Here is a 22513-nt window from a genome sequence, read left to right as displayed (position 1 = left end):
CATTGGTTCTAATGAACCGAGCACACGCTATTCGCTCCTATTTGCGCAGGTCTGACGTGTAACGAATCACAGCGACGTTATTTCTCCAAATTCGGTCGATTTACAGGCTTAAGAGCTATTTTCGCCGGGATAACGTTACTGAGATTCGTTAGAATTTACATCACTTCATTATCACCCTAATAAGGTGCGGTAGGTTCGTTAGAATGTTGAAGCGATTGGTAGCGAGGAGCGAGGGAAAATCCCTTGAAAAAAGGGAAGCGAAGTACATTGAAGGAACCATCAAAACAAAAAAAGCCCTTGCTCACTTACGGATGGTGTATCCGCAGAGAACAAGAACTTATTTTGGCAAGAAACTTTATCATCGAAAATAAAGCAAGAACATTTAACGTAAGCTGGTTAGTGTGTCAGGGTTGTCCATTCCACACCTTCAGGAAGCAGGGCCGCAATGCGGTCTTTGGCTTCCTTTTTGGTATACAGCGATTCATCGAGAATGACCGCGGAACCAGAATCTGTGCTTGTCCGAATCAGACGTCCGAGACCTTGCTTCACACGCAAGAGCATATACGGAAGATCGATCTCTTCGTATGGTGCTGCCGACGCACTGCGTTTTGCATTGAAGACAGGGTCCTGTGGTGGATACGGAAGCGACCAGATCATGACATTGGATAATGACGGACCTGGAACGTCCAGACCTTCCCACAGATTAACGGAGCACAGCACACTCTCCTCATCCTGCTGGAACGCCGCGATCAGATCACTGATCTCCCGGTCGCCCTCATACATAAAGCGCAAACCTTCTGCTTCAGGTACATGAACGATGTCCTGTTTGAACGCCCGTAGTTCTTCCATCGTACGGAACAGAACCAGCGCACGTCCTCCACTCTCCTGAAGCATGGACACCGCGTTCCGCATACGATTTTCGTTCTCCGGGTGACCCGGCACAGCTTCGTCTGTAATCTTCATCTTCATTTTGTCCGCATAATCATACGGGGAAGCCACCGAGAATGATACAAAATCATCAATGCCCAGGCTGTCCGCCACATAACGGAATGAACTGTCCACAGATAACGTGGCAGAGGAGAACACGATTGGAATACCTGTGTTGAACACACGCTCGTTCAGCATTTCCTTCACGGTACGCGGCATGATCGATAAGGTCGTCTCATCCTCGCTCTCTTCCGCCCAACAGATGTAACCATCTTCCTTACGGAACAAAGCAAGCGCAGACTGAATCATATCGAGATGTTCTTCCACGACACGCATCTGGTAACCATCCAGCGAGAACAATCCGCTCTCAAATACCAATTCTTCACCGATTGCATCCAGCACACTCGTCAGACGTTCAATCTCACGTAGCAGTGGCGGCTCTACCCGAACTTCTTTCCGTTCCGAACCAGGGATCGCGACCGTATACGTATCCAGCAACGCAAACAGTCGCTCACTGCTCTCAATCGCTTCATCCACACACTCCGCGAGGGATTCACGAATCTCTCCTTCTAACAGGCGAGTGACGAGTTCCTCAAAGATGCGGTGTTTCAGCTTGTAGCTCAGTGCGTTCAGGGCTGCTTCTTCCAGCAAATGTCCTTCATCAAATACAACTGAGCTGTGATCGGGCAGCAGTGGTAATTGTCCCTCACGTTTGCGCGCATCATACGTCCACACATGCTCCATGTAATAATCATGGGAACAGATGATGATGTCTTTAGAACGACGGTAATGGTCACGCGACAGCGTCAGGCCGCAGCGTTGTCTTTTAGGACAAACAAAACAATCCTGGAACGGGTCCCAGTTGATTTTGTTCCACTGACGATCATTCAGATGTGGATACTGTTTGCGGTCACCATACGGATGGAAGGCCTGAAGTGTACCTGGCGTGTTCACAAAATCCGGCAGACTCTCATGCACTTCTTCAATAACAGGCGCATCCTCATCCGCAAATCGCACCGCACTTAATTTGTTCAGACAGACGTATTGGTCCGGTGACTTGCCCAGACGTGCGTCCACTTCCAAGTCCAGATGTGCAGCCAGCTTCGCAATATCTCCGCCGGGCTTCACAAGCTGTTCAATCAAGGACTCATCGGCACAGGCGATCACTGCCGGTTTGCCCGTATAACGTGCGTAACAGACCGCGTAGAGCAGATAGACTAACGTCTTGCCTGTTCCGACACCAGCCTCCGCCATAATGGTCTTTTTATCTCCATAGGCCCGTTCGAGCTGGTACGCCATAAAAATCTGTTCATCCCGTACCTCGAAGCCGAACTCTGGCAAAATATCGTAAAAAACATCGGCAACCCATTCCCCGAGACGGGATACAAAAGGTTCAGCCGGATCATATGCAAAAGGATAACGTTGTGTAGACAATCCTAGGTCAGCCTCCATTCTTAGACGCGGTCCTCTTTCATTTTTCCGTTCAAAAAAGGCCGCAGGGCAAAAGTTAATTATCTCACGCGATGAAGCGGGTGACAAGCTTTTTTTACGAGATTATTTGCGAGGTTTAATGTATAGAACCAATTTTCAGGGAAAATATATACAGGAATCCACTTTAAGGAAAGGCGGTGCTCCACTCCATGAATCATCAGTCTTCACAATCAGAGCATTCCTCAGACAAAGACCCTGAGACATTAACGGATCGACAAGGTCATCCCATTACGGACAATCAGAATGTACGAACCGTTGGCAGCCGGGGACCGACTACGCTGGAGAACTATCATTTTCTCGAAAAAATTACTCACTTCGACCGTGAACGTATTCCGGAACGTGTGGTCCATGCCCGTGGTGCTGGTGCTCATGGCGTATTTGAAGCGTATGGAACGGCCGGGGATGAACCGGTATCGAAGTACACACGTGCACGTCTATTTCAGGAAAAAGGCAAACTAACGCCCGTGTTCGTTCGCTTCTCTACCGTTATACATGGTGGACATTCACCGGAGACCCTGCGGGACCCGCGCGGATTTGCTGTAAAATTCTATACCGAGGATGGCAACTGGGATCTGGTGGGTAACAATCTGAAAATCTTTTTCATTCGCGACCCGCTTAAATTCCCGGATATGGTACACGCCTTCAAGCCAGACCCGTTGACCAATGCACAGGATATGGAGCGTTTTTTTGATTTTGTATCATTAAGTCCTGAAGCTACCCATATGGTGACATTCCTCTTCTCTCCATGGGGCATTCCAGCGAATTATCGGCAGATGCAAGGCTCGGGCGTCAATACATATAAATGGGTCAATCAGGAAGGCACGGGCGTACTCATCAAATACCACTGGGAACCGCTCAATCAAGGGATACGCAACCTGCTGCAAAAAGACGCAAGCGAGATTCAGGGACAGAATTTCAATCATGCAACGTTGGATCTGTATCACGCCATTGAACAAGGGGAGTATCCCGAATGGGAGCTGTGCGTTCAAGTAATGGAGGACGGCGAGCATCCAGAGTTAGACTTCGACCCGCTGGACCCGACCAAGTTGTGGCCGCAGGAGCAGTTTCCTTTTCTACCCGTGGGCAAAATGACGCTGAATCGTAATCCCGAGGATTATTTCAATGAAGTGGAGCAAGCAGCGTTTGGCACAGGTGTATTGGTAGACGGGCTGGATTTCTCAGATGACAAACTGCTGCAAGGACGGACCTTCTCCTATTCAGATACCCAGCGTCACCGGGTGGGTGCAAACTATCTGCAACTGCCTGTGAATGCGCCGAAAAACCGGGTGGCAACCAATCAGAGCGGCGGGCAGATGCAGTGTCAGGTCGATCGGGCACCGGGTCAGAATCCACATGTGAACTATGAACCTTCCTCGCTCGGTGGACTAAAGGAAGCGGCGCCACGTGGTAAGGAGCATGAACCATTGGTGGAGGGCAGGCTAGTGCGTGAGAAGATCGAACGTACGAATGATTTTGGTCAAGCCGGTGATACGTACCGGGCGTTCGAAGATTGGGAGCGGGATGAGCTGATCAGCAACATGGTCGGGGCTTTGGCGCAATGCAAACCGGATATCCGGGAGCGTATGATCTCTTACTTCACCCAAGCGGATGCGGATTACGGTCGGCGCGTCTCTGAAGGGTTGGCCTCTGTACCAACCGATGATAGTGCCACAGTCCAACCGAAACATGAACCCAGTGTCGAGCAAGCAGAGAAACGCAGTCGTGAGACGGACGGATATTAAAATAGCTGGACAGCGTTTAGACTGATAAGTCTGACACTGTTAGTACATTCGAGTATTTTGAGTAAGCAGATTACGTTCTGAATTAAACATAGCCCTGATCGTCAAGTTGCCAGTTGCAGCTACTATCAGGGCTTTTTCATGACCAACTGGAGTGTAATCTCCACTTCAGGATGCATGCATCTATGTATTTTAAATTAAATGAAGTTCATATGAGTGGATCGAAGGTAAGACTTGTGCTCTGGGGATGGAAAGGCGCACTTCTCTACGTTCATTTCAGATGATTCTTCGTTAAATGAGAGCTATCACCCAATGGAAAGATTACATAATTCACGTGATATTAAAGGCATTGGAAGCTTGCAGGCCTGACCTGCCTGCATGTACCTCCATCTGATCAGATGATTATTGATGATAACGCTTACAACATTTACCATAAAGCTGTGTCCTAGAGATTACATCTAACCAGCCGGCATGACCTATCTCATAGGTAACGGTCTGGTACACGGATACCACATGCTCTTCATTCTATTCCCAATTAACCAAGGAGGCTTACGTAATGAAATTATTCCCATCCACATCTACTCATGTATCTGCACGATCTGCCCGTTCTCTGAAGGAACGTTCCCTCAAATCCAAAATGGCCCAACTCTGTCTGAGTGCCGCGTTCCCTCTATTATTGATTGGTGGTGGGTCGGTTGGTGCGGCGGAACTGATCGAGAGTAGCTTGCAAAATAACCCATCAGAAGCAGCCGCTACCTCAAGTGTGACACTTGCTGCGGGTGATCTCTATGTCGCTCCTAACGGCTCAGCCAGCAATCCGGGCACCCTCAACAGTCCAACGTCACTCGCTAACGCATTAACCCAGATCGCCCCAGGCAAGACCATCTATCTGCGCGGCGGCAACTACAGCTTCTCCCAGACCATTACCATTGAACGTGGCAACAGCGGCACATCGAGCCAACGTAAAAACCTGGTGGCGTATGGATCGGAAAAACCGGTCTTTGATTTCTCAGCCCAAGCCTTCGCCTCCACCAATCGTGGACTGCAAATGTTCGGAGACTACTGGTTCGTCAAAGGGCTTGAGGTGAAGGGTGCAGGCGATAACGGCATCTTCATCGGGGGCAGCTACAACCGCCTGGAGCAGATCGAGGCTCATCACAACCGGGATACGGGTATTCAAATGGGGCGTTATGCTTCCACAGCCGCCAAGAGTGAATGGCCTGCATATAATGAAGTGATTCGTTCGTACTCCCACAACAACTATGACCCGGATGACGGCGAGGATGCCGACGGTTTTGCGGCCAAACTGACCGTAGGCCCGGGCAACGTCTTCGACGGTTGTATTGCGGCCTATAACGTGGACGATGGCTGGGATCTCTATAGTAAAACGGACACAGGTGCCATCGGCGCGGTTACGATCCGCAATAGCATTGCCTACGCGAACGGGGCAACATCAGACGGCACCTCCACCTCCAACAGCGATGGCAACGGCTTCAAGCTGGGCGGTGAGAAGATTGCAGTGAATCATATCGTTGAGAACAGCATTGCGTTTAATAATAAAAAGCACGGCTTCACCTACAACAGCAATCCCGGTTCCATCCAGATGAAAAATAACACCTCCTGGAACAACGGGCAAAGCAACTTTGCCTTTGATGTAGGCACCCACATCTTCACCAACAACCTGTCCTTCCAAGGCGGCGCCAGTGACAAAACAAGCGGAACCGATGTCAGCAGCACCAACGTCTGGTGGAAGAACAAAAAAAGCGAGAACGCCAAAGGCCTGCTCGCCAGCGCAGCCGACTTTGTCTCCCTCGTGCCTTCGGTAACGCGTAGCGCGGACGGAACGCCTGTCCTGGGTAATTTCCTTAAGCTTGCGGGTGGCAGTGATTTGATTGGATCGGGTACACCAGCGGGTAAGAATATTGGTGCGCGGTAAGCGGTAGGTAATATGATAAAAGAATGATTTAATAGCAAAGTCCCCTCTCCCATTCCAGCCTGATCGGTGGTAATGGAGGAGGGGATTTTTGAATTGTTGTGTATTGTCTGCCGCTGGCTTCTAGGTTGAAAGATACTCACACTCACGTTTTGCCTAAAACCTCAATGATGAGTCTGCTGCCTGTGCGAAAACCTTGCTCGAACGCCGCTTCCACATACATCGACGTGGATTGTCCGATCAAGTCTATCAGTTGTTCCAGAGCATCGTATTCATTCTCGGTAAGCTGTGTTTTGTAGGCCTGCATCAGGTCTGATATCTGGCGATTGATCTCCTGATACTCAGCTTGCTCAGGATGAATCGACTCGTCCAACCGCAGGTTTCCGTGAAACAAATCTTCGATCAGGTTTGACATGTTATCCCCACCTAGTCTTTTTACCAACTATTCTCACTATACTTTAGCGGATTTTCCGCTAAAAATCAATAGCGGATAACACGCTAAAGTATGATATTGGTGAGGTGATGATAATGTACGCTCGTATACGCAATTTGCGTGAAGACAAAGACTTATCCCAAACACAGATGGCCACCTATCTTGGCTGTAGCCAACGTGTTTATAGCAACTATGAACGTGGCGAGTTGGACATTCCAACCGCTATATTGATAAAACTGGCCGACTATCACCAGACCAGTACAGATTATCTTTTGAATCGGACGGATGTAAGAAGACCATATCCATCAAAGTGATTCGGCTTGAGTTTTACATAAATAAGTCCTCTCATGTTGAAAGCAACGCCAAACTAGTACCCTGGTAATGTATTCACCCTTTCAAACTTGCTATGGGCGTTCGTCCGTAAGGATCATCAACCATAAGATCGAACTCTCTATAGATGAATATCGGCGTATTAATCTTTTTCTATTGACCAACCATTCCTTAAAAGCACGGGGACGTGGATTTTTTGATGTATTTCCAAGGAACAAGTCGATTCATATCCTCTTCTCTCCTGAACCAAACAGGCACGATATCAAACAGATGTTATAACGCTGATTCAGAACTATTTCACCAGAACAAACCACACGTACCATGATCATCATCCGCTGAATCGTATCAAGCTTGTCCAGCGACCTTCCATGCTGATAACTAGGTGAGGGAAGTGGAGAATCCAGTAAGTTCTTGATTTCATCTAACGATCTCTGCCCATTTTTATCGTCACTACCACTCTGCTTCTTTGCTGTAAATGTAAGTGGCATGTCTCCCATACGCAGAAAGTTGTAGAGCGCATGCGAAATATCAGGATGGACAGACACAAGAATTTCAAGTAATTCCTCAGCTGTATGATTCTGCAGCTTGGTTAGATCGATATTATGGGCACTCTGGTACTTTTTCGGAAGCCAATTGAATATATCCCATCCGTTTGATGATCTTGGTGATGTCATCCTGCCAAAACCCATCATCTGTCGCTTTACAGCAGCCGGAAGAACCGAATTCGCAAATGAATAAACGGCTTTATGATACGATTTCAATGTTTCACCTCCAGACATAAAAATAGAAGGCAGAGGAAAAGTTTCCTTACCTCCTAAAGTTCTTCATACTTCTATGGATTTATAATATCATTCGTTTTGTACGTAGTTACTACGGATTATGCTTCATAGCTTCATACCCTCAAATACTTAATTAAAATTACTTTTAATCAATCAGCCTAAACTTTCGAATAAAATAAAATATCAATTTCGATAAATATGTAATTTAAAAGTTATGTGATCCAAAAATTTTTAGAAATTCGAGTAATTTACGGTCATTAGTTATTATCGAGAAATGTTCTAATACCTTCAGTTCATCTTGTGATGTATTCGCAATTACAATTCTTTTCAAGTTCTGACTTTGCACTTTGCTCAGGTCCGCTTTGGAGATAAATTCGATCAATATTGAATAGGTTGAGCGATATCGCCCTAATACGATTAATTCATTATCGAAGTATCTATTGGGCTGATTCTCCATCATTATTGATAACTCTTTAATCAATTCCCATCCATTATGTTTTTTGTCGTAAATTTGAAGACTAAGTTTATCTACTATACTGTTTTTTAGTTTGATCAAATCGTTAACTGTAGAAAGCATAAGTTGATAATCCATTAATTGCTTCTGGCGTTCAAGTTGATCTGCTGATCGAGCAGTTTCTACAGTTTGCATCTCAATAGCTTTTCTTTGGAGTGCAAGTTCTTCTGTTTGCATCTGTATAGCTTTTCTCTGTAAAGTGAGTTCTTCAGTTTGCATGTTGATAGAGTTTCTCTGCTCCTGTAGCTCTTGCCGCTGTACTGCAATTGTATAAATTAGCCCCGCGAATGCCAAACCTGAAAACAGCGCATTGACCGCTCCAAACATATCCCCAAATGTTCCCGCTTCTAAATCTTGTTTGTCATACCATTGCGGTATGAAGTACCAAGAAGCTCCCCACAAAAATATGATTGCTGCAACTACTAATCCTAAGATGATATGCCTTTTCATCTGTCCACTCCTCACATAATTCTGAAAGAATATCTTCCAGTATCAGACAATGAGTGACGGTGGTCAAGGATTAATTCACGCATCTCAATGTTCGATTCTCCAATCTATTGAATCATTCGACAAAAGAATTTGAAATAAACAATGGATTGGATCACAAAAAAAGACCAGCTGAGAATGCCGATCCTTCCTTCATTATTTACCTATTCATTTAAAATTCGCTTATTTAACATTCTCAAAGCTGAAATTAACAAGATCAATTTATAAACATCCTGCTTTCCCCAGAGAGATGGAGTATCACGACCGTGCAGCACCCAATTCCTATTTATAATAGGAGGTCTGTCCTCATCAAAGTTATATCTTTCAAAGATCATGTTATTTAGTAGATTGAGTACAGAAGTACTTATGGCATATAAAATTGTGGTTGTATCTCCATCCCTTTCAAGCGAAGAACGAACTCTTCTTATAAGGCCTTTCCCTATGTCATTAGTATGCTCATAAGATAGTTCGTGCTCGATAGCAGAGAGCAAGGAAGGAACAACTGCTTGATATTTTTGATGGTCAATTAAGAAAAAACATTCTTTATAGAAAGTGTTCCACCCATGTTTGGATGACAAAAGAATTGATTGCTTTTCTTTCTCATACAAATAAAAATTGTTCGTTTCAAATTCATTCACAAACAACCGATCTTTTTCTTCTTGACTATCCTCGCTACTACCTATCTCGCAGTATAATCTAATAGTCATATGACCTGAGATGCACCAACCGAACTTTGTGTTCTGGTCACACGCTCTATTGATATTATCAATGAAAGAATTAGGATTTAGTTCGAGAGACTTAAATCTTTGACTTAACTGTTCTAAAGCTTCTTGAGACGGAAACATAGCTTTAGATATATCTCTAGTCGATTTCTGAATTCCTTCAATCAGTGGCTTTAAAGAATTAAATACTTTAGCATTGTGTTTAAACATTTTTTCTAGCTCTTTGTTGTATTTAATGTTCTCGTTTCCCACCTAGAACTTCCTCCCTTTCAACATAGCTATATATCATTATAACATGAATATTTACATTATTGTGTTGAGTCGGTTTGGGTGACCTTCATATGCATGCGTAGGCTCACTCAGACGCTGTTCTCCTCTCTTCAATGGACTGATCCCTGCAAACGGACGTTCTCATGTTTAGAAGCTTAAATCGACTCACATTCCATCATATAAAGGTAAAAGAAAATGCACCACGGTGGGTGCCTCTCTTAATAAGTTTTCTTATTCAATGCCCAAATTTTACTCGCGAACGAATTTTCTGTGTCCTGAATCTCTTTGAGCGCCCTAAGGCAACCAAGGATAGTTTTACGTTTACTGTCAGGATTTGTCTTACGCGTTTTGAAAGCGACATCGGCCTCATGTCTAACCATCTGACTTTGGAATTTAGTATCTAAGATTTCTGCAGATAAAAAGGCCCATTTCTCAAATTCTTCACTCAGACTAACGTTACCTGATTTACCTTGTGTCTCACCTTCTAAAGCCTCACCATCGATAATAAGTTGTTCCAACATGTTAAAACCTCCCCTAACACTATAACAACGTGCTAGAGATGATATACGTCCTTGGGAGATTTTGGTCGCAAAAAATCAAAATTCGGTTGAGATAAAGAAAAAGCACCACGATAGGTGCTTACGGCTCTTTTCTCAATTTATGAGAAACGTTTAAGATATACTGCCTAGGATTAGGCATCGGATGCCCTTTCTTATCTCTCTGTTCATGTTCTGTGTATCGATTAGAGACCTTCACCCAATCTTTAGGATACAGTTCCTTAAATTTCTCAACAAATTCATCATGAGTGAATGACGAACCTAATTGTTCTAGAACATTGGCAAATTTTTCGCTTTGTTTAGTTATTAAAGCCATGTGCATTCCCCCCTTAAAATTCATATTTCGACATTTAGAAAGGTTTTTCCTTTCTCACACAACAATTAGGAGGTTTTGGGCAAAACTGCTTCACTCCATCCCATCTGCGCCCCATACAACCTTTGCACTTCTCTATCTAGCTTCAATATCGATCTTTAAAATACAGGATTTTTTGATAATTATGAAACTCAGGATTTTAATCACTAAATGAAAATCACCTCAATTCACAACCACAATCGCTATCGCTTAATAATTTCGCAAAACAAAAAAAGGCGACGAAATGCTCGCCACCTTAGCCGCTAGTTTAGTTCATCACACGCATCCAATTCAAGTGCTGAGTAGCTTTTGAATTAAGTTCTTCAAGAGAGATAAACTTTTCCAAAAGCAATCTTGTTTCTTTTTTATAGCCAAAAGCATAGAACATTATATATTTATCATCATCTGATAACTGCGAGAGAGCAATTGTTGTATAATTACTTTTCCTTAAATTTTCGCTCGTATTTTCGTAATGTTGACTTATTAACAAAAGAATACAATGGAAATTATTAAGATATTGTAAGATCTGCTTACCAGATTCATTTCCCATGAATTCAATTATATTTTCTCTTAACTCATAATCATATTTCAGATTATTTAATTTGTTTGTCAATCTATTACGGATAGAATTCAAAACTACTCTGCCTTTATGACCAGATGATTCAGTCACTGAACTCAATACGTTATGATGCAATTCAATCATTTTAAAGAAAGTATTCTCGAAGCTTTGCTGCAACATTACGTTCTTTTGTTCCTCAAGTTGATCACCGTTTCTTTTAACCTCATTTCTTTGCAACTCTAACTCCTTCCTGGTAAGGCTTAATTCATAGCGCTGAACATATAAGGTATAAACCAGACCAGCAAATGCCAGTGCGGAAAAAAGAGCGTTTACAGCGCCAAACATATCCCCGAAAGTCCCTCTGTCGCTCCAACTACAAAATAGAAAATATACCAACACACCTGACAGTGCCCAAACCAAGAAGAATGCCAAAATTATTGAACTTAATTTCCAAACAACAAATTTCCCTTTCTTTACTTCATTACTTCTATCGACTTGATTACTTTTATTAACTTCTTCATTTTTCGTTTCTTCATCATTTTTGTTTTCTCCTTTGTCTTTGATTTCTTCCTGAGCATTTTCTTCCTCTTCATATTTTTTTTCTAAATCCTCAACGATATGTTTTTCGTAGAACTTTTTAAACTTATCAATCATATGTACAACACTCCCGAACATGTTTTCACTATATCGGACATTATATAAAATAGTAATAAAGATAACCACTAAATTCTTTTATTTAGTTTATTAGAATAAAAAAGCCATCCATCATGGATGACCCGAAAATGATAAATATAAGTTTAGTTAATTAGACAATTAATAGTCATAAGATTAATTAATCACCAGCGGATTGCTCACTCAGTTCACTTTTATTTGCTTTAATAGTTGGAGTAAATACCTCTTTCGGGGCAAGTTGTGCTTCTTTATTTTCTGATAAAACGTCCGTTAAGATTACTGTTACTATCCTTATTATTCGGTAAGTTGAGAGCAGAAAGAAGACAAGTAATGTTACAAATAAACTCAATAATATTCTAGATGTATATCCTGTGCTTTCAATAAAGACATTCAAAATCAGAGAATACGTTACCAATAACAATCCAGAAATAACAGTCGTATTGATGTAGGTAATAAGATCATGCTCACCATTATTCTTGTTTATTCTCTTCATAACTGATGAATTAGAGATTGAAATAAGAATTGAGATCATTGTTGCTACAAAGGCAATGATGATTGAACTTAATGTTACAGAAGAACTTAAGATCATATCAAACTTACTAATTTTATTAATTTCAAGTTTTAAAAAGAAAGAAACCCCTCCTATTATGATTGAAAAAATATAAGGATAAGAAATCTCTAGCCATCTAGGCAATTTTCCCACCTCCTATTCATAAACACTATTAATTTGTTCGACTCTATTACGGTAAATACGTTGCATTTGTCCCATCACGGTTGTATGCAGAATGTTTCTTGATTCAGTGTTAATATCTGTATCAGGGAAGGAATGGTAATCAATCAACCTATGTTGAAGCAAATCATAGGGTTCAACTGAAGCATCTTGATCCGCTTTGACTTTGACTTCTGCTCGCTTAACTTTCTCATCACTCACTAGATCCATGATATCGTCATAGATAGGTAGCTTGCTGTACTTTTTAGAGCCTTTCTGAGCTATGGAAATCTTAAATACTACATCCACACTTTCTTTTACATTTTGTGCCTTTGCCACAATACTACCCAGTGCTTTTTTTGTCCGAGGTCTTGCATTTTTAATATCAGCAACTGCGATTTCAGCACTTTTTATAAGATGGTCTTGTTTTATCAATTCCAGAGAACTTGGGTGAACAAGCGGCTTCATAAAGATTGTATACCCTTCTTCATTAATTACTCTGGTAAAATAATTGGTTATTGCTGAAGGGGCTAGGCTACTGGCATTCCTTCTAATCATTATCGCACTGTTCGTTGGGTCATACAGAGCCGAAACCTCTTCTCCGAACCCTTCTGCATTAGTCAAATCATCGAAATAACCGAATTCTCCATTGTCGTTTGTTTTAAGCGGGAAATGCTCTTTCCTTATTCTGATGAAATGCATCTCCCACTTATCATTATTTAATTTTATGCTCTGAAGTCGAGCCACATCATTCTTGACAGCAAACACTCGACTTTTGGGCTCCATTTCTTTAAGCGTTTGTAACAAAACACTTAAATCACATGGCCTCTCCTCTGCTCTGTTTGTTTCAGGAATGTTTCTTCTAGCATAAACTTTGAAATAATCAAATCTAACATGTTTTGGCATTATGTAGTCCCCCTATAAGTCTTATTAGGGGTATTCGACAAAATCCAGGGCTTTCCTCCTAATTTAAAGAAAGGATTTTCCTAAATAATCGAAACTACATTTAGGTATATTCATAATGCAGCGGGAGTTAATTGTACCTCTGCTAACTGAATAATTAGGATGTTTAAGTTAGATTGATTTATTCTTATCTATATTTTTTGCTAAACTGGACTACACATTTGGCATCTCACCCTCCTACTTCTTCTTGCAATTTATAATTTTAAACATCTGAACTGATCCAGCCCATTCTCCCCTAACGCATCCCCTACACTTAGCAGGTTGTAACTTGGATATGTAAGGTATAGGCGGTTCCATAATCGCTACGAAACTAGAACTTCTAATCAATGGATTTTAATCACCTCCTCTCATCTTTCCAATTGCTTGATATTATATGGATAAAAAAATAACAAGGTAACGAAGTTTATTCGCCACCTTGTTATTTATCAGTATTCTGGGACATAATTAGTCATCCATACTGCATGAGAAGCACGTTTACTACTTATTTATTGAATATCCTCAATAATTTAATATCATTTTGAGAATAGTACAGTTTTAATTCTCTATTTATTGCTTTCCCCAGTTCAGCTAATGCATTAAAAGAGTATGGCATAGAGAATACTAGAGTAAGAAATTCACCTTCGTATTCAATTTCCGCTATTTGGGCGTGAACATGCACATCATTAAGAATTTTATCCATAACAATATGGAAGGCCGGTTTATCTGCATAAACTGATTTATTTACATTTTCTTTCTCCATTTTTATAAAATTATCACTTATGTCAAAAAAGATTTTGTAAAAATGATGCTCTGATTCCTTTGCCTTCGCCGTTACATCTTCTACAGAATCAAAATATTTTTTCTGAACCATTGCTTGGAATTTATCGTATAACTTTCCTTCATCATGATTATAAACAAAATAATCGTTAATTAAAGTAGAATCCTCTTTGTTATAAACAGTTTCAATTTCCTTAATGACATCACTTACAGAAGCACTACTCTTAAATCCTAAAACCTTCTCAGCATGACTAATAAATTGGACCGAGTTATATGAATTAAATAACTTACCTTCAGTTTGATTATTAAATTCATTTATCAAGTAAGGATGTATTCCTTTTTTCTCACCAGATACTTCGAAAATCCAATCCTCTTTTCGATCATCGCTTACTAAGATGATCGAATTGACCTCTTTGGTTTGAGCGTATCTTAGAATCTGTTTCCAAAAAACCAAATCACCGTATGCAGCTTGGTACTTTACACCGTTATGAAAGTAGGAATAATTCTTCTTACCATCCATATATCCAGGAGGGACTTTGTTTTCGTACCTAAGAGCTCCTTCGGTAAATATTTTGTCCAACTCAGCTTGATCAAACGCTAACCCAATGTTTTCTCCAACCAAATTTTTAATTCTTATTATAATTTCTTGTAAATCCGGTTGCTTCTCTCGTTGATTTGCTAATTCTTTCTTAATTATTTCACTACTTTTTTCAAGTGTTTGTACCATAGTATTTGTACTTATGTTGGAATGTCTTAGCTTTTTTAGTTTGGAGATAAGCTTTTGAAGTTCCGACATACATTCTTTTTCAAGAGTTTCATACTCATTTTTTTGTTCGTATATTACCGTTTCCAAATTCTTATGATACTCTAAGGCTACTTGATGAGGAATCCAAATCCTCTCTTGTATACTTTCAAGCAATTTTAACATCGCATTACTTGTTTCTTTTGGATATCTGAGAAGATTAAGTAGAGTGTTGGCATCAAGTACAAAATGACACTCTCCCCACAATTTATTCAATTCAGCATCAGTAAGTTTATAAAAGCCTGGGAAATTTTTTTTCAAGACGTTGTTCCCTTTCTTTGGAAAGTTATCTCACTGAAAATTCGACAGCATATTCCATTTTCCTCTTTTGTATATAAAAGTTATTACAAAAAATGAAACCATCCATTAAGGATGGAAATAAAAAGGAGTACCCATAGACAAACCCGTTCGTTGGTCCGGCCAAGAGCTGCCCCCAGACTGTAGCTTTCAGACCATGATGCAGGCCCATTAGAGCCTGCTAAAAAAGTTATCCATTCTTATATCCCGCTAAGATTTCGCGGTTCAGGGCATCAAACCCCACCTCACACTGTACCACCGCAGTTAACCCTCTTGGGTATCACTAATGAATTTCCAACAGCATAGCCTAGTCTCCTATGAAAAATTGCGAAGGGCAAACCGAATATGAATCTTTTCTTCACTATTAGCCTAGTATATTGCTGTTCCACCATCATTGTTCAGAGAGCCAAAACATTCCACAATCCTTTACTGCGTTAGCTCTGCTCTTTATATTATCCCCACCATAGTTCTGGGACATCGGATCTTCAGTTTATCTTTTTATTGACACACTTTTTATCGATGGAATCATTATTGACTGAGATGATCCCAGCAAATATTCACCGAAGGTGAGAACATATGCGTCAGCTCTGTCAGATGACTTTAATCCACGCTTCTTCTAATCTTTCTTACTTTCTTTCCTCTTACTGGTCATTGACCATTTCCTTGCGGTCAATTGAGAAGTCAACGTATCATCATTAGGTAATTATGGTACCGCAGATCCATTGTTAATATAATAGCTCATGTGTTCAAAAAGTCCCATAATATACGCCCACATCTTCGAGCCTAAGTTTCCATAATGTTCATCTAATGATTGCTAAAAATTTACTAGGGATTTGAATATCCATTAATCGCCCATAATGCTGAATAACGAAATAGGAATGTTATACTTGCTTTACAAAAACTTAATTGCATTAAATTTGATTGGAGGAAGATCATGAATATAGTAATTGAGAAGTTAAAAGTCACAGATATTGAAAGCTTGTATGAGTTCGAAATTGAAAACAGAATTTTTTTCGAGGAAATGGTACCGTCTCGAGGAGATGATTATTACATACCTGAGGTTTTTAAAGTGAGGAATTAATCTCTGCTTGATGAACAAGTCAAAGGACTCTCCTTTTTTTATTTAATAAAAGACGAAAATAACTCTATTCTTGGAAGAATAAATTTAGTTGATATTGATTCCGATAAAATAGGATTTCTCGGCTATAGAGTGGGACAAATCCACACTGGAAAAGGTGTTGCTAAAAAAGCATTAAAATTATTACTCAATACAATAGTTGATTTAGATATAAAAGAAGTTAAGGCAAAAACAACCACCAACAATATAGCATCTCAAAAAGTTTTAGAGCAAAACGGATTCGAGCATACAGAAACTAGCGATAAAGAATTTGAAATGAATGGGCAAATGTTAAAATTCATTAATTATACATGGATAAATAAATCATTATTTTAATCACCCATCGGACGCGACTGTTTAAGCTGAAGACCATAAGCCAAATTCCTCGTTCAAGATACTGAGGGGTTAGGCTTTTTTGTCTTTTAATATTCCTTATATTGTGAATTTCGCGTTCTTGATGTTATTCCATTGGGAAACTCATTGAGTATTGCAGATGAATTGGTTCTTACGCGCATTTAGTGAAACAAACTAGGTATATGTAATGGATCTATTAATTACTTACTTGATATAGTATTGACTCGCACACGTTTTTCCGAATTCGCTATACTGCAGTAACTTTTGAGCAATGAAAAGTTTCACTTTTCTCCGCAAAATATTACAGATCTATTGTTCATACCATTCATTCAATCAATTTCAAATTGTTGATACGCTCGATCTTTTGACCCAAAACTAAAACCTCAATATATTTTTCGTTTAACCACTCTAATGCTACTTGCCCTTCTTCTTTCAAGATAACGCCTCGCTGGCTTTTATACTGAAAGTTCTCTTTTGCCCATAACAATAAGTATCTTTACATATTCTAACGTCTCAATTTCACATATACTGTCCTCTTCATCTTCTTCTGCAAAGATATCTTCAAAAGTTGTAAAAGACTGGTCAGATCTTATTAAGTTCACATTCCCTCCACCTTCGTATAACGTTATTTCCCCTTTCAGTAATTCGATTAAGTTTCCGATCTCTTCCTGGATCGTGGCGAAGTCTCCAAATATATCCGATCCCAAAGAATTACTAATCAGATAACCATTCTTTAATGATGAATCGATGCCTAGGTCCACGATAACTTCGTTGAAATCTTCTTTATATTCGATTGTATACCTGTATTTAATCATGTTCGTATCTCCAATCTTTTTAATACAACGGATAGGCGGATGTAATCATATCAATATAGCCTACAATAATTTATTCAGCACCTCTATTTGCTGTCCTCTCACCTTCTTTGGTTTATTTTCTGCATACAAAAAAGCTCGTTCCTCACAACATTCAGGTGGGAAGAGCTTTCGGATTTTTATAACATCAATCGGGGTCATACGGCAACGTTTTTAGTGCTTGCATATCTTCCCAACTGTACACCCAATACTTGGACTATGAGTACTATGGACATATAAGATAAACGAACTTTCGTTGTTCCTCCAAATGATTTATGATTCACAATCAGTGAGTTAAGAATGTAAACCCAATCTTTTTTTTACCATATCTAATAAATTATAAATCTCCGGTTTAGCTTCTGGGTGCTCCTCCACGTACTTCTCACTGTAAATCATCAAATAGTTATAAAATTCATCATGCTCCATCACTGCCATTACATCTTCATCGTATGCTGGAGGCTCTCCAATAAAACACACTTTCTGATCACCAATATACTCTTCCTCTTCTGGCATATGATAGGATGAAAATTGTACCTCCAGTGGACCTGAACCATAACCATATCTCTCATGATCTCCGAAGTATGTTAAAGCTCTCGGAAAATCAATAATCCAGAAATAAGATTCGACTAATCTATCTATTTCAGCTTTTGTTGTCAAAATTTTGTACATCATATCTCTCCTCCGATATTAATTAAAAAGCAGGATAAAAGTTCTTTATGTTCCCTTTTTCATCTACGAACCCCACAAATTTCAGCCCATTTAGTTCTCCTTTAACTATCCCGTTTTTCACGTTTCCAGCCTGTATCTGTGGCTCTAATGCTGCTTTTCCCCAATTATACATTTTTTCATTAGAAATTATATTGGGATCGTATACTGTTTTGGGATCATTCACTCTCTTCCCAAGCACATTTCCATTTGGGTCCGTTATCGGTTCAAAAATACTTTTATCTGATTCACTTCGTTTCAAGGACGGAATTTGATACTCTACCTCGTAAATCCCCTCGACATTGTGCTTCTTGGGTTCACCTATAAAATAATCCTTTTTAACACTCAGTCCATACTTATTTGCGTCTTCTTGTAAGGCCCCATTAAATTTGTCCATATTATGACCGCCAGATACTCCAGATCTGCTACCTCTCTTAAATCCATCAACGTTTACTAGGTGAGCATATGGCCTTTGCAATTTCTCCGCATCACTTACATGTTCACTTATTACTGTCTTAGTTGCTTGTCCCTTGCCCTCAGAACCCTTCTTCTGCTCATTCGCTTTCCTCGCTTCCAGATTCTTTTTAATCTTCGCCACAGCCGGATCAGAGGCAGGCAAGCGAAACGGCCCTTTGCCACCCGGCATACTCCCACGAACCATCTGAAATGCCATAAATAGCTGGCTGAACTTCAGAGAAGTCAACATCATCTGAGCATATTTATCGGATACAGGCTCGCCTGTGAAGGGATGAATTCCATTTTCAAAGGCTTTGATCTGCATCGCATAAATATCTTCTCCTGGCGCTTCAGCATCCGTAGCTTGCATCCGATTGATATCCAAATGCCCCTGATCCTTCTTATATGCCTGAAGGGCTGCCTGATCCGTAACACCATTCTCGTTCACAGGCATCCACATCAGCTTCCCATACACATTGACTTGCGCCATCCGGTAGCCTTTATCCTCCGTACTCGCATCATTACCCAAGGTCTTCATCATTACTCCCGCACCCACAGCGCCAACAGCACTTCCAAGACTCACCTTTTCAGCATCGACATTCTCAAATCGCGTAGCGATCTCCTTGAGTTCCTTGGAGATGCCCACCATACTCTCCAGTGCTTTATCCAATATAGGGCGCGACTGTTCAAACTCATAGTAGAATCGCTCCTGCGTCGCCCCCGTCCACATCATCTGAACGAACATGATCTGTCTCGTCAGTTCACTGCGAATATGCTCCAACTGTTGTCTGGCCTGATCCACCTGATTCGATACGTGATGTAACTGTTCAAGGGTAACTTTAATGGTATTCATCCATTTTCACCGCTCATCTAAGATATGATACAACTATGTTAGCAGAAGTTTAATGGCAATTACATCCGGCTAACCTCCTGATTTCACTGCATGAATCCACGCTCAGAATGATTTATATCCGTCCCTCAGCCCCATAACATTTCTCTGCAGGTGTATACATGTTCCTGAGGGTTGTCCTTCAATTTGATGACTACAGGATACTGCGGCATTTTACTGCGATCAACAGCAGACTTTAACAATTCATGGCATTAATGAATAAACTTGACTTGTGCCGACGAATAGGTGTACTATATGTTTGTATAAATGGAATATATTACAATTTAAATATTTATTTTGGAATCTTATATTATCAAGATGGGTATCAGAGCCTATCATAACTAAGATATCAATGCGTATAAATGAGTTTTACATTTTGTCTGCAACACATAATCATTGGCAGGCATTCATTTTACATATACATTCCTACTTCATAGAGTTTTCTAGCCTGTAGAGTTCTACCTCCTTAAATTCTTTTTCAGTAAAGAAAAAAGGGGAAGAACCATCTTTAAAAGAGAGGAGGGCAAGAGGCTTTAAGCTGCAAGCAGGTCTATTTGTCGTATCCGCATGTTTTTGTAAAAGAATACCCATATCAAGAAAGGTGGAATTTATTGCTATGAGAAAATTGATTAGTTTAGCTCTTATTCTTGTTCTAGTGCTTTCATTTAATGTAGCTGCCTATGCAGACGGTGATGTGACTCAAGCCAAACCTATGACAAAGGAAGAAATTATTAATTCCAAAGAATTCCGTGAAGCTGTGAAAGCGGCTAAGGCTGAATTTGAATCGCAGAAGGCAGATAATGCGGGTGGTCCAGTTCTGTTTGCGCCTGCTCCGAAAGTATCTCACATTAATGTATATGGTGTCGTATCTCCGAATGGCGGCCAAGAAATTTACGGCTTCAATAACAACCCGCTCTCCACAACCAATGATCACGGTGGGGCTTGGATTCAGTGTATTACTTTCCAGATCGGTTATGACAGCAGTCACTACGGCACACTCGCCGGCAATACAATGACAAACAACTGGTCTGAAGCTATTGATCTGGACGGTGATCGTGTCGTAGATGCTTGGGCCTATTCTTGGGTTTATGAAGCGCCTACTACAGGTGGACAATTTGTAGGTACGGTCTATTCCATTAATATTCCAACACAGTGGACCGCTTGGATTAATGTTCGTTAACAGGAAGGATGTAATATGAATATTGGAGGATTTGGCTATCCTGGTTCTATCCTGAGGAATACGGAAAGTAAGCCCAAAAACTCATCAGCTTCGGATACGAATCGGATCGCACCCTAATAGGAAATAATAGCTCATTCTTTTGCTAACAATTACGTTAGCTTGATCAGGCGCAGGGACACGCTTCCCTGCGTCTTTTCTCATTGTGACGTTACCCTAAGAGCAGTAGCCGAGCAAAAATGCCAAGGCAATGCCGAGTATCTTTTTGCCACAACAAGCCTGAACTTGTAGCCCAACAATGCCACGTTCGTACTACTCTTGAATCCACATTTTAGACTAAATGAATCCAGTGCCTCTTGTCGTACCTCTGAAATGCATCAAAAATAAACAAGCCAGCCCACGATTGGACCAGCTTGTTCATTCGAATTTAACATATTAATTTGTTGAGAAAGCAAAGCGTGCATTTTCAACCGTTAAATTAGGGAGATACGCTCCCCGCGCTGCTATTTTGCTCTGTTTTTGTAGTCGGCAATTGAATCATTGGCGTATTTGACCCACTTACATATGGAAGTGCTCCATCCCATTTCTTGATGGTTTCATATTCAACGAGTTGACTCGATAATGATTGTTGAAGCTCTTTATTTGCTTTAGCCTGACCTTCTGCTTCGATCAATAGTTTGTCTGCATTACCTTGCGCTTCCACGCGCTTGCGATCTGCTTCTTTCTTGGCGATCTCCAGTTCAGTCGTTTTACGTTCCAGTTCTTGAGAAGCTTCAACACGCTTATCGATTGCTTCCTGCGTCTTGGCGTCAGGTTGAGGAACACCTACGGTAACGTTGGATACAATAAAGCCTAACTCTTTAACGTCATCAGAAAAACGTTGTTGCACGTCTACTCCTGCTTCGGATGACTTTTCACCATACACATCAATGACTGTAAATTTAGAAATCCCCTTACGAGCTGCGTCACGGAAACGTGTTTTGAGATATGTATCCTCAATTTCTTGAATGCTAATTGGCCCAAATGTATTGAATATAGAAGATACTTTACTTGGTTCTACTTGGTAGTTGTAAGCAAAATCGATTGTGATGTTTTTCCCGTCAGAAGTAGCAATCTGAATATCTCTGTATTCCACCGTTTGAATTCGGATAGGATATTTCGTCACTTTATCAAACGCTCCAACGAGTTTCCACCCTTGACTCAGTGTGCTATCTTTTACGCCTCCATTTGGTGAATATACGACCCCAACATATCCATTAGGAATTCGTGTTAAAAAGAAGGTCACCATTAGCACTCCCACTATAATAACTAATGCAACCGCAATTGCCCCTACCCTAAACGTCTTTGAATTTTTCATCACCATTCTCCTCTTGTTTGAATTTATTGTATTTCTTCAAAATTCTACTACCTATTTTATTGAATAGCGGGAACATTAATGACCATAGAATAAATGCTAGGATAAAGATTAAAATGATTCCCCCAATAAATGGCATATTCGTCCTCCCCTCTATGGATGTAACCGAGTAAAAATTTATAAATGGTAACTAATTATATCCTCCTTTATATATACTTTGTAAATTTGTATTAGGTTTCAATGATATCCAGCACCGCTTCTTATAGCCCTAGAATTTCTACATCGAAAATGGATATGCGATCCGGCTTGTTTTAAGGCT

The 22513-nt window shown here is 40.6% G+C and carries 19 protein-coding genes and 1 pseudogene; 5 read left to right on the top strand and 15 right to left on the bottom strand.

Features of this window, described 5'->3' with window-relative positions:
• Positions 1-396: 396 nt before the first annotated feature.
• A complete protein-coding gene (locus tag MKY28_RS06100; RefSeq protein ID WP_340935334.1) occupies positions 397-2379 on the bottom strand; it encodes an ATP-dependent DNA helicase in 1983 nt (660 codons plus the stop codon).
• A gap of 188 nt (positions 2380-2567) precedes the next feature.
• Between MKY28_RS06100 and MKY28_RS06095 the strand changes: the two genes are divergently transcribed.
• Together MKY28_RS06095 and MKY28_RS06090 are read left to right on the top strand one after the other, a co-directional pair.
• Positions 2568-4160, top strand: coding sequence for a catalase (locus MKY28_RS06095; protein WP_445670886.1), 1593 nt, complete (start codon positions 2568-2570; stop codon positions 4158-4160).
• Between the two features lie 553 nt (positions 4161-4713).
• Entirely contained in the window at positions 4714-6093 is a 1380-nt protein-coding gene (locus tag MKY28_RS06090) for a right-handed parallel beta-helix repeat-containing protein (protein WP_340935332.1), read from the top strand.
• Positions 6094-6235: 142 nt separating this feature from the next.
• Here MKY28_RS06090 and MKY28_RS06085 read toward each other — a convergent pair whose 3' ends face one another.
• Entirely contained in the window at positions 6236-6505 is a 270-nt protein-coding gene (locus tag MKY28_RS06085) for a DUF6809 family protein (RefSeq protein WP_340935330.1), read from the bottom strand.
• Between the two features lie 113 nt (positions 6506-6618).
• Between MKY28_RS06085 and MKY28_RS06080 the strand changes: the two genes are divergently transcribed.
• Positions 6619-6837, top strand: a complete 219-nt coding sequence (locus MKY28_RS06080; protein WP_315372765.1) for a helix-turn-helix domain-containing protein — start codon at positions 6619-6621, stop codon at positions 6835-6837.
• A gap of 240 nt (positions 6838-7077) precedes the next feature.
• Here the strand turns inward: MKY28_RS06080 and MKY28_RS06075 are convergent, their stop codons facing one another.
• The 9 genes from MKY28_RS06075 to MKY28_RS06035 all read right to left on the bottom strand — a co-directional run bounded on the left by MKY28_RS06075 (position 7078) and on the right by MKY28_RS06035 (position 15255).
• The gene (locus MKY28_RS06075) at positions 7078-7614 is read right to left on the bottom strand and encodes a hypothetical protein (RefSeq protein WP_340935329.1); all 537 of its coding nucleotides are present in this window, start codon (positions 7612-7614) and stop codon (positions 7078-7080) included.
• A gap of 223 nt (positions 7615-7837) precedes the next feature.
• Positions 7838-8596 (bottom strand): hypothetical protein, encoded by a 759-nt coding sequence (locus MKY28_RS06070; RefSeq protein WP_340935328.1) that lies wholly within the window; start codon positions 8594-8596, stop codon positions 7838-7840.
• Between the two features lie 200 nt (positions 8597-8796).
• Complete coding sequence (locus tag MKY28_RS06065; protein ID WP_340935326.1) at positions 8797-9606, bottom strand: hypothetical protein; 810 nt, start codon at positions 9604-9606, stop codon at positions 8797-8799.
• A 236-nt stretch (positions 9607-9842) separates the two neighbouring features.
• Positions 9843-10145: a hypothetical protein gene (locus tag MKY28_RS06060; protein WP_340935325.1), complete on the bottom strand. Its 303-nt coding sequence runs from the start codon at positions 10143-10145 to the stop codon at positions 9843-9845.
• 118 nt (positions 10146-10263) lie between these two features.
• Complete coding sequence (locus MKY28_RS06055) at positions 10264-10497, bottom strand: hypothetical protein (protein ID WP_340935324.1); 234 nt, start codon at positions 10495-10497, stop codon at positions 10264-10266.
• A gap of 304 nt (positions 10498-10801) precedes the next feature.
• The gene (locus tag MKY28_RS06050) at positions 10802-11746 is read right to left on the bottom strand and encodes a hypothetical protein (protein ID WP_340935323.1); all 945 of its coding nucleotides are present in this window, start codon (positions 11744-11746) and stop codon (positions 10802-10804) included.
• A gap of 178 nt (positions 11747-11924) precedes the next feature.
• Positions 11925-12458 carry a hypothetical protein gene (locus MKY28_RS06045; protein WP_340935322.1) on the bottom strand — a complete coding sequence of 178 codons (534 nt, stop codon included), beginning with the start codon at positions 12456-12458 and terminating at the stop codon, positions 11925-11927.
• A 12-nt stretch (positions 12459-12470) separates the two neighbouring features.
• The gene (locus MKY28_RS06040; protein ID WP_340935321.1) at positions 12471-13379 is read right to left on the bottom strand and encodes a DUF6731 family protein; all 909 of its coding nucleotides are present in this window, start codon (positions 13377-13379) and stop codon (positions 12471-12473) included.
• Between the two features lie 538 nt (positions 13380-13917).
• A complete protein-coding gene (locus MKY28_RS06035) occupies positions 13918-15255 on the bottom strand; it encodes a PIN-like domain-containing protein (protein ID WP_340935320.1) in 1338 nt (445 codons plus the stop codon).
• A 970-nt stretch (positions 15256-16225) separates the two neighbouring features.
• Between MKY28_RS06035 and MKY28_RS06030 the strand changes: the two are divergent.
• A pseudogene (locus tag MKY28_RS06030) lies at positions 16226-16744 on the top strand (GNAT family N-acetyltransferase).
• Between the two features lie 473 nt (positions 16745-17217).
• Here the strand turns inward: MKY28_RS06030 and MKY28_RS06025 are convergent.
• From MKY28_RS06025 to MKY28_RS06015, 3 genes are all read right to left on the bottom strand, one after another.
• Positions 17218-17577 (bottom strand): hypothetical protein, encoded by a 360-nt coding sequence (locus MKY28_RS06025; protein WP_340935319.1) that lies wholly within the window; start codon positions 17575-17577, stop codon positions 17218-17220.
• A 330-nt stretch (positions 17578-17907) separates the two neighbouring features.
• Positions 17908-18282: a ribonuclease toxin immunity protein CdiI gene (cdiI, locus tag MKY28_RS06020; protein WP_340935318.1), complete on the bottom strand. Its 375-nt coding sequence runs from the start codon at positions 18280-18282 to the stop codon at positions 17908-17910.
• Between the two features lie 22 nt (positions 18283-18304).
• On the bottom strand, positions 18305-19627 hold the full coding sequence (locus MKY28_RS06015) for a WXG100 family type VII secretion target (RefSeq protein ID WP_340935316.1): 1323 nt from the start codon (positions 19625-19627) through the stop codon (positions 18305-18307).
• A 652-nt stretch (positions 19628-20279) separates the two neighbouring features.
• On the opposite strand from MKY28_RS06015, the gene MKY28_RS06010 reads away from it, so the two are divergent.
• Positions 20280-20843, top strand: coding sequence for a DUF4879 domain-containing protein (locus MKY28_RS06010; RefSeq protein ID WP_338706519.1), 564 nt, complete (start codon positions 20280-20282; stop codon positions 20841-20843).
• A gap of 475 nt (positions 20844-21318) precedes the next feature.
• Here the strand turns inward: MKY28_RS06010 and MKY28_RS06005 are convergent, their stop codons facing one another.
• On the bottom strand, positions 21319-22197 hold the full coding sequence (locus MKY28_RS06005) for a prohibitin family protein (protein ID WP_340935314.1): 879 nt from the start codon (positions 22195-22197) through the stop codon (positions 21319-21321).
• Positions 22198-22513 lie beyond the last annotated feature (316 nt).

The sequence above is a fragment of the Paenibacillus sp. FSL R5-0473 genome, assembly GCF_038004565.1.
GTDB lineage: Bacteria > Bacillota > Bacilli > Paenibacillales > Paenibacillaceae > Paenibacillus > Paenibacillus amylolyticus.
The sequence above is the reverse complement of the archived record's forward strand: the minus strand, read 5'-3'. Positions and strand labels throughout refer to the sequence as shown.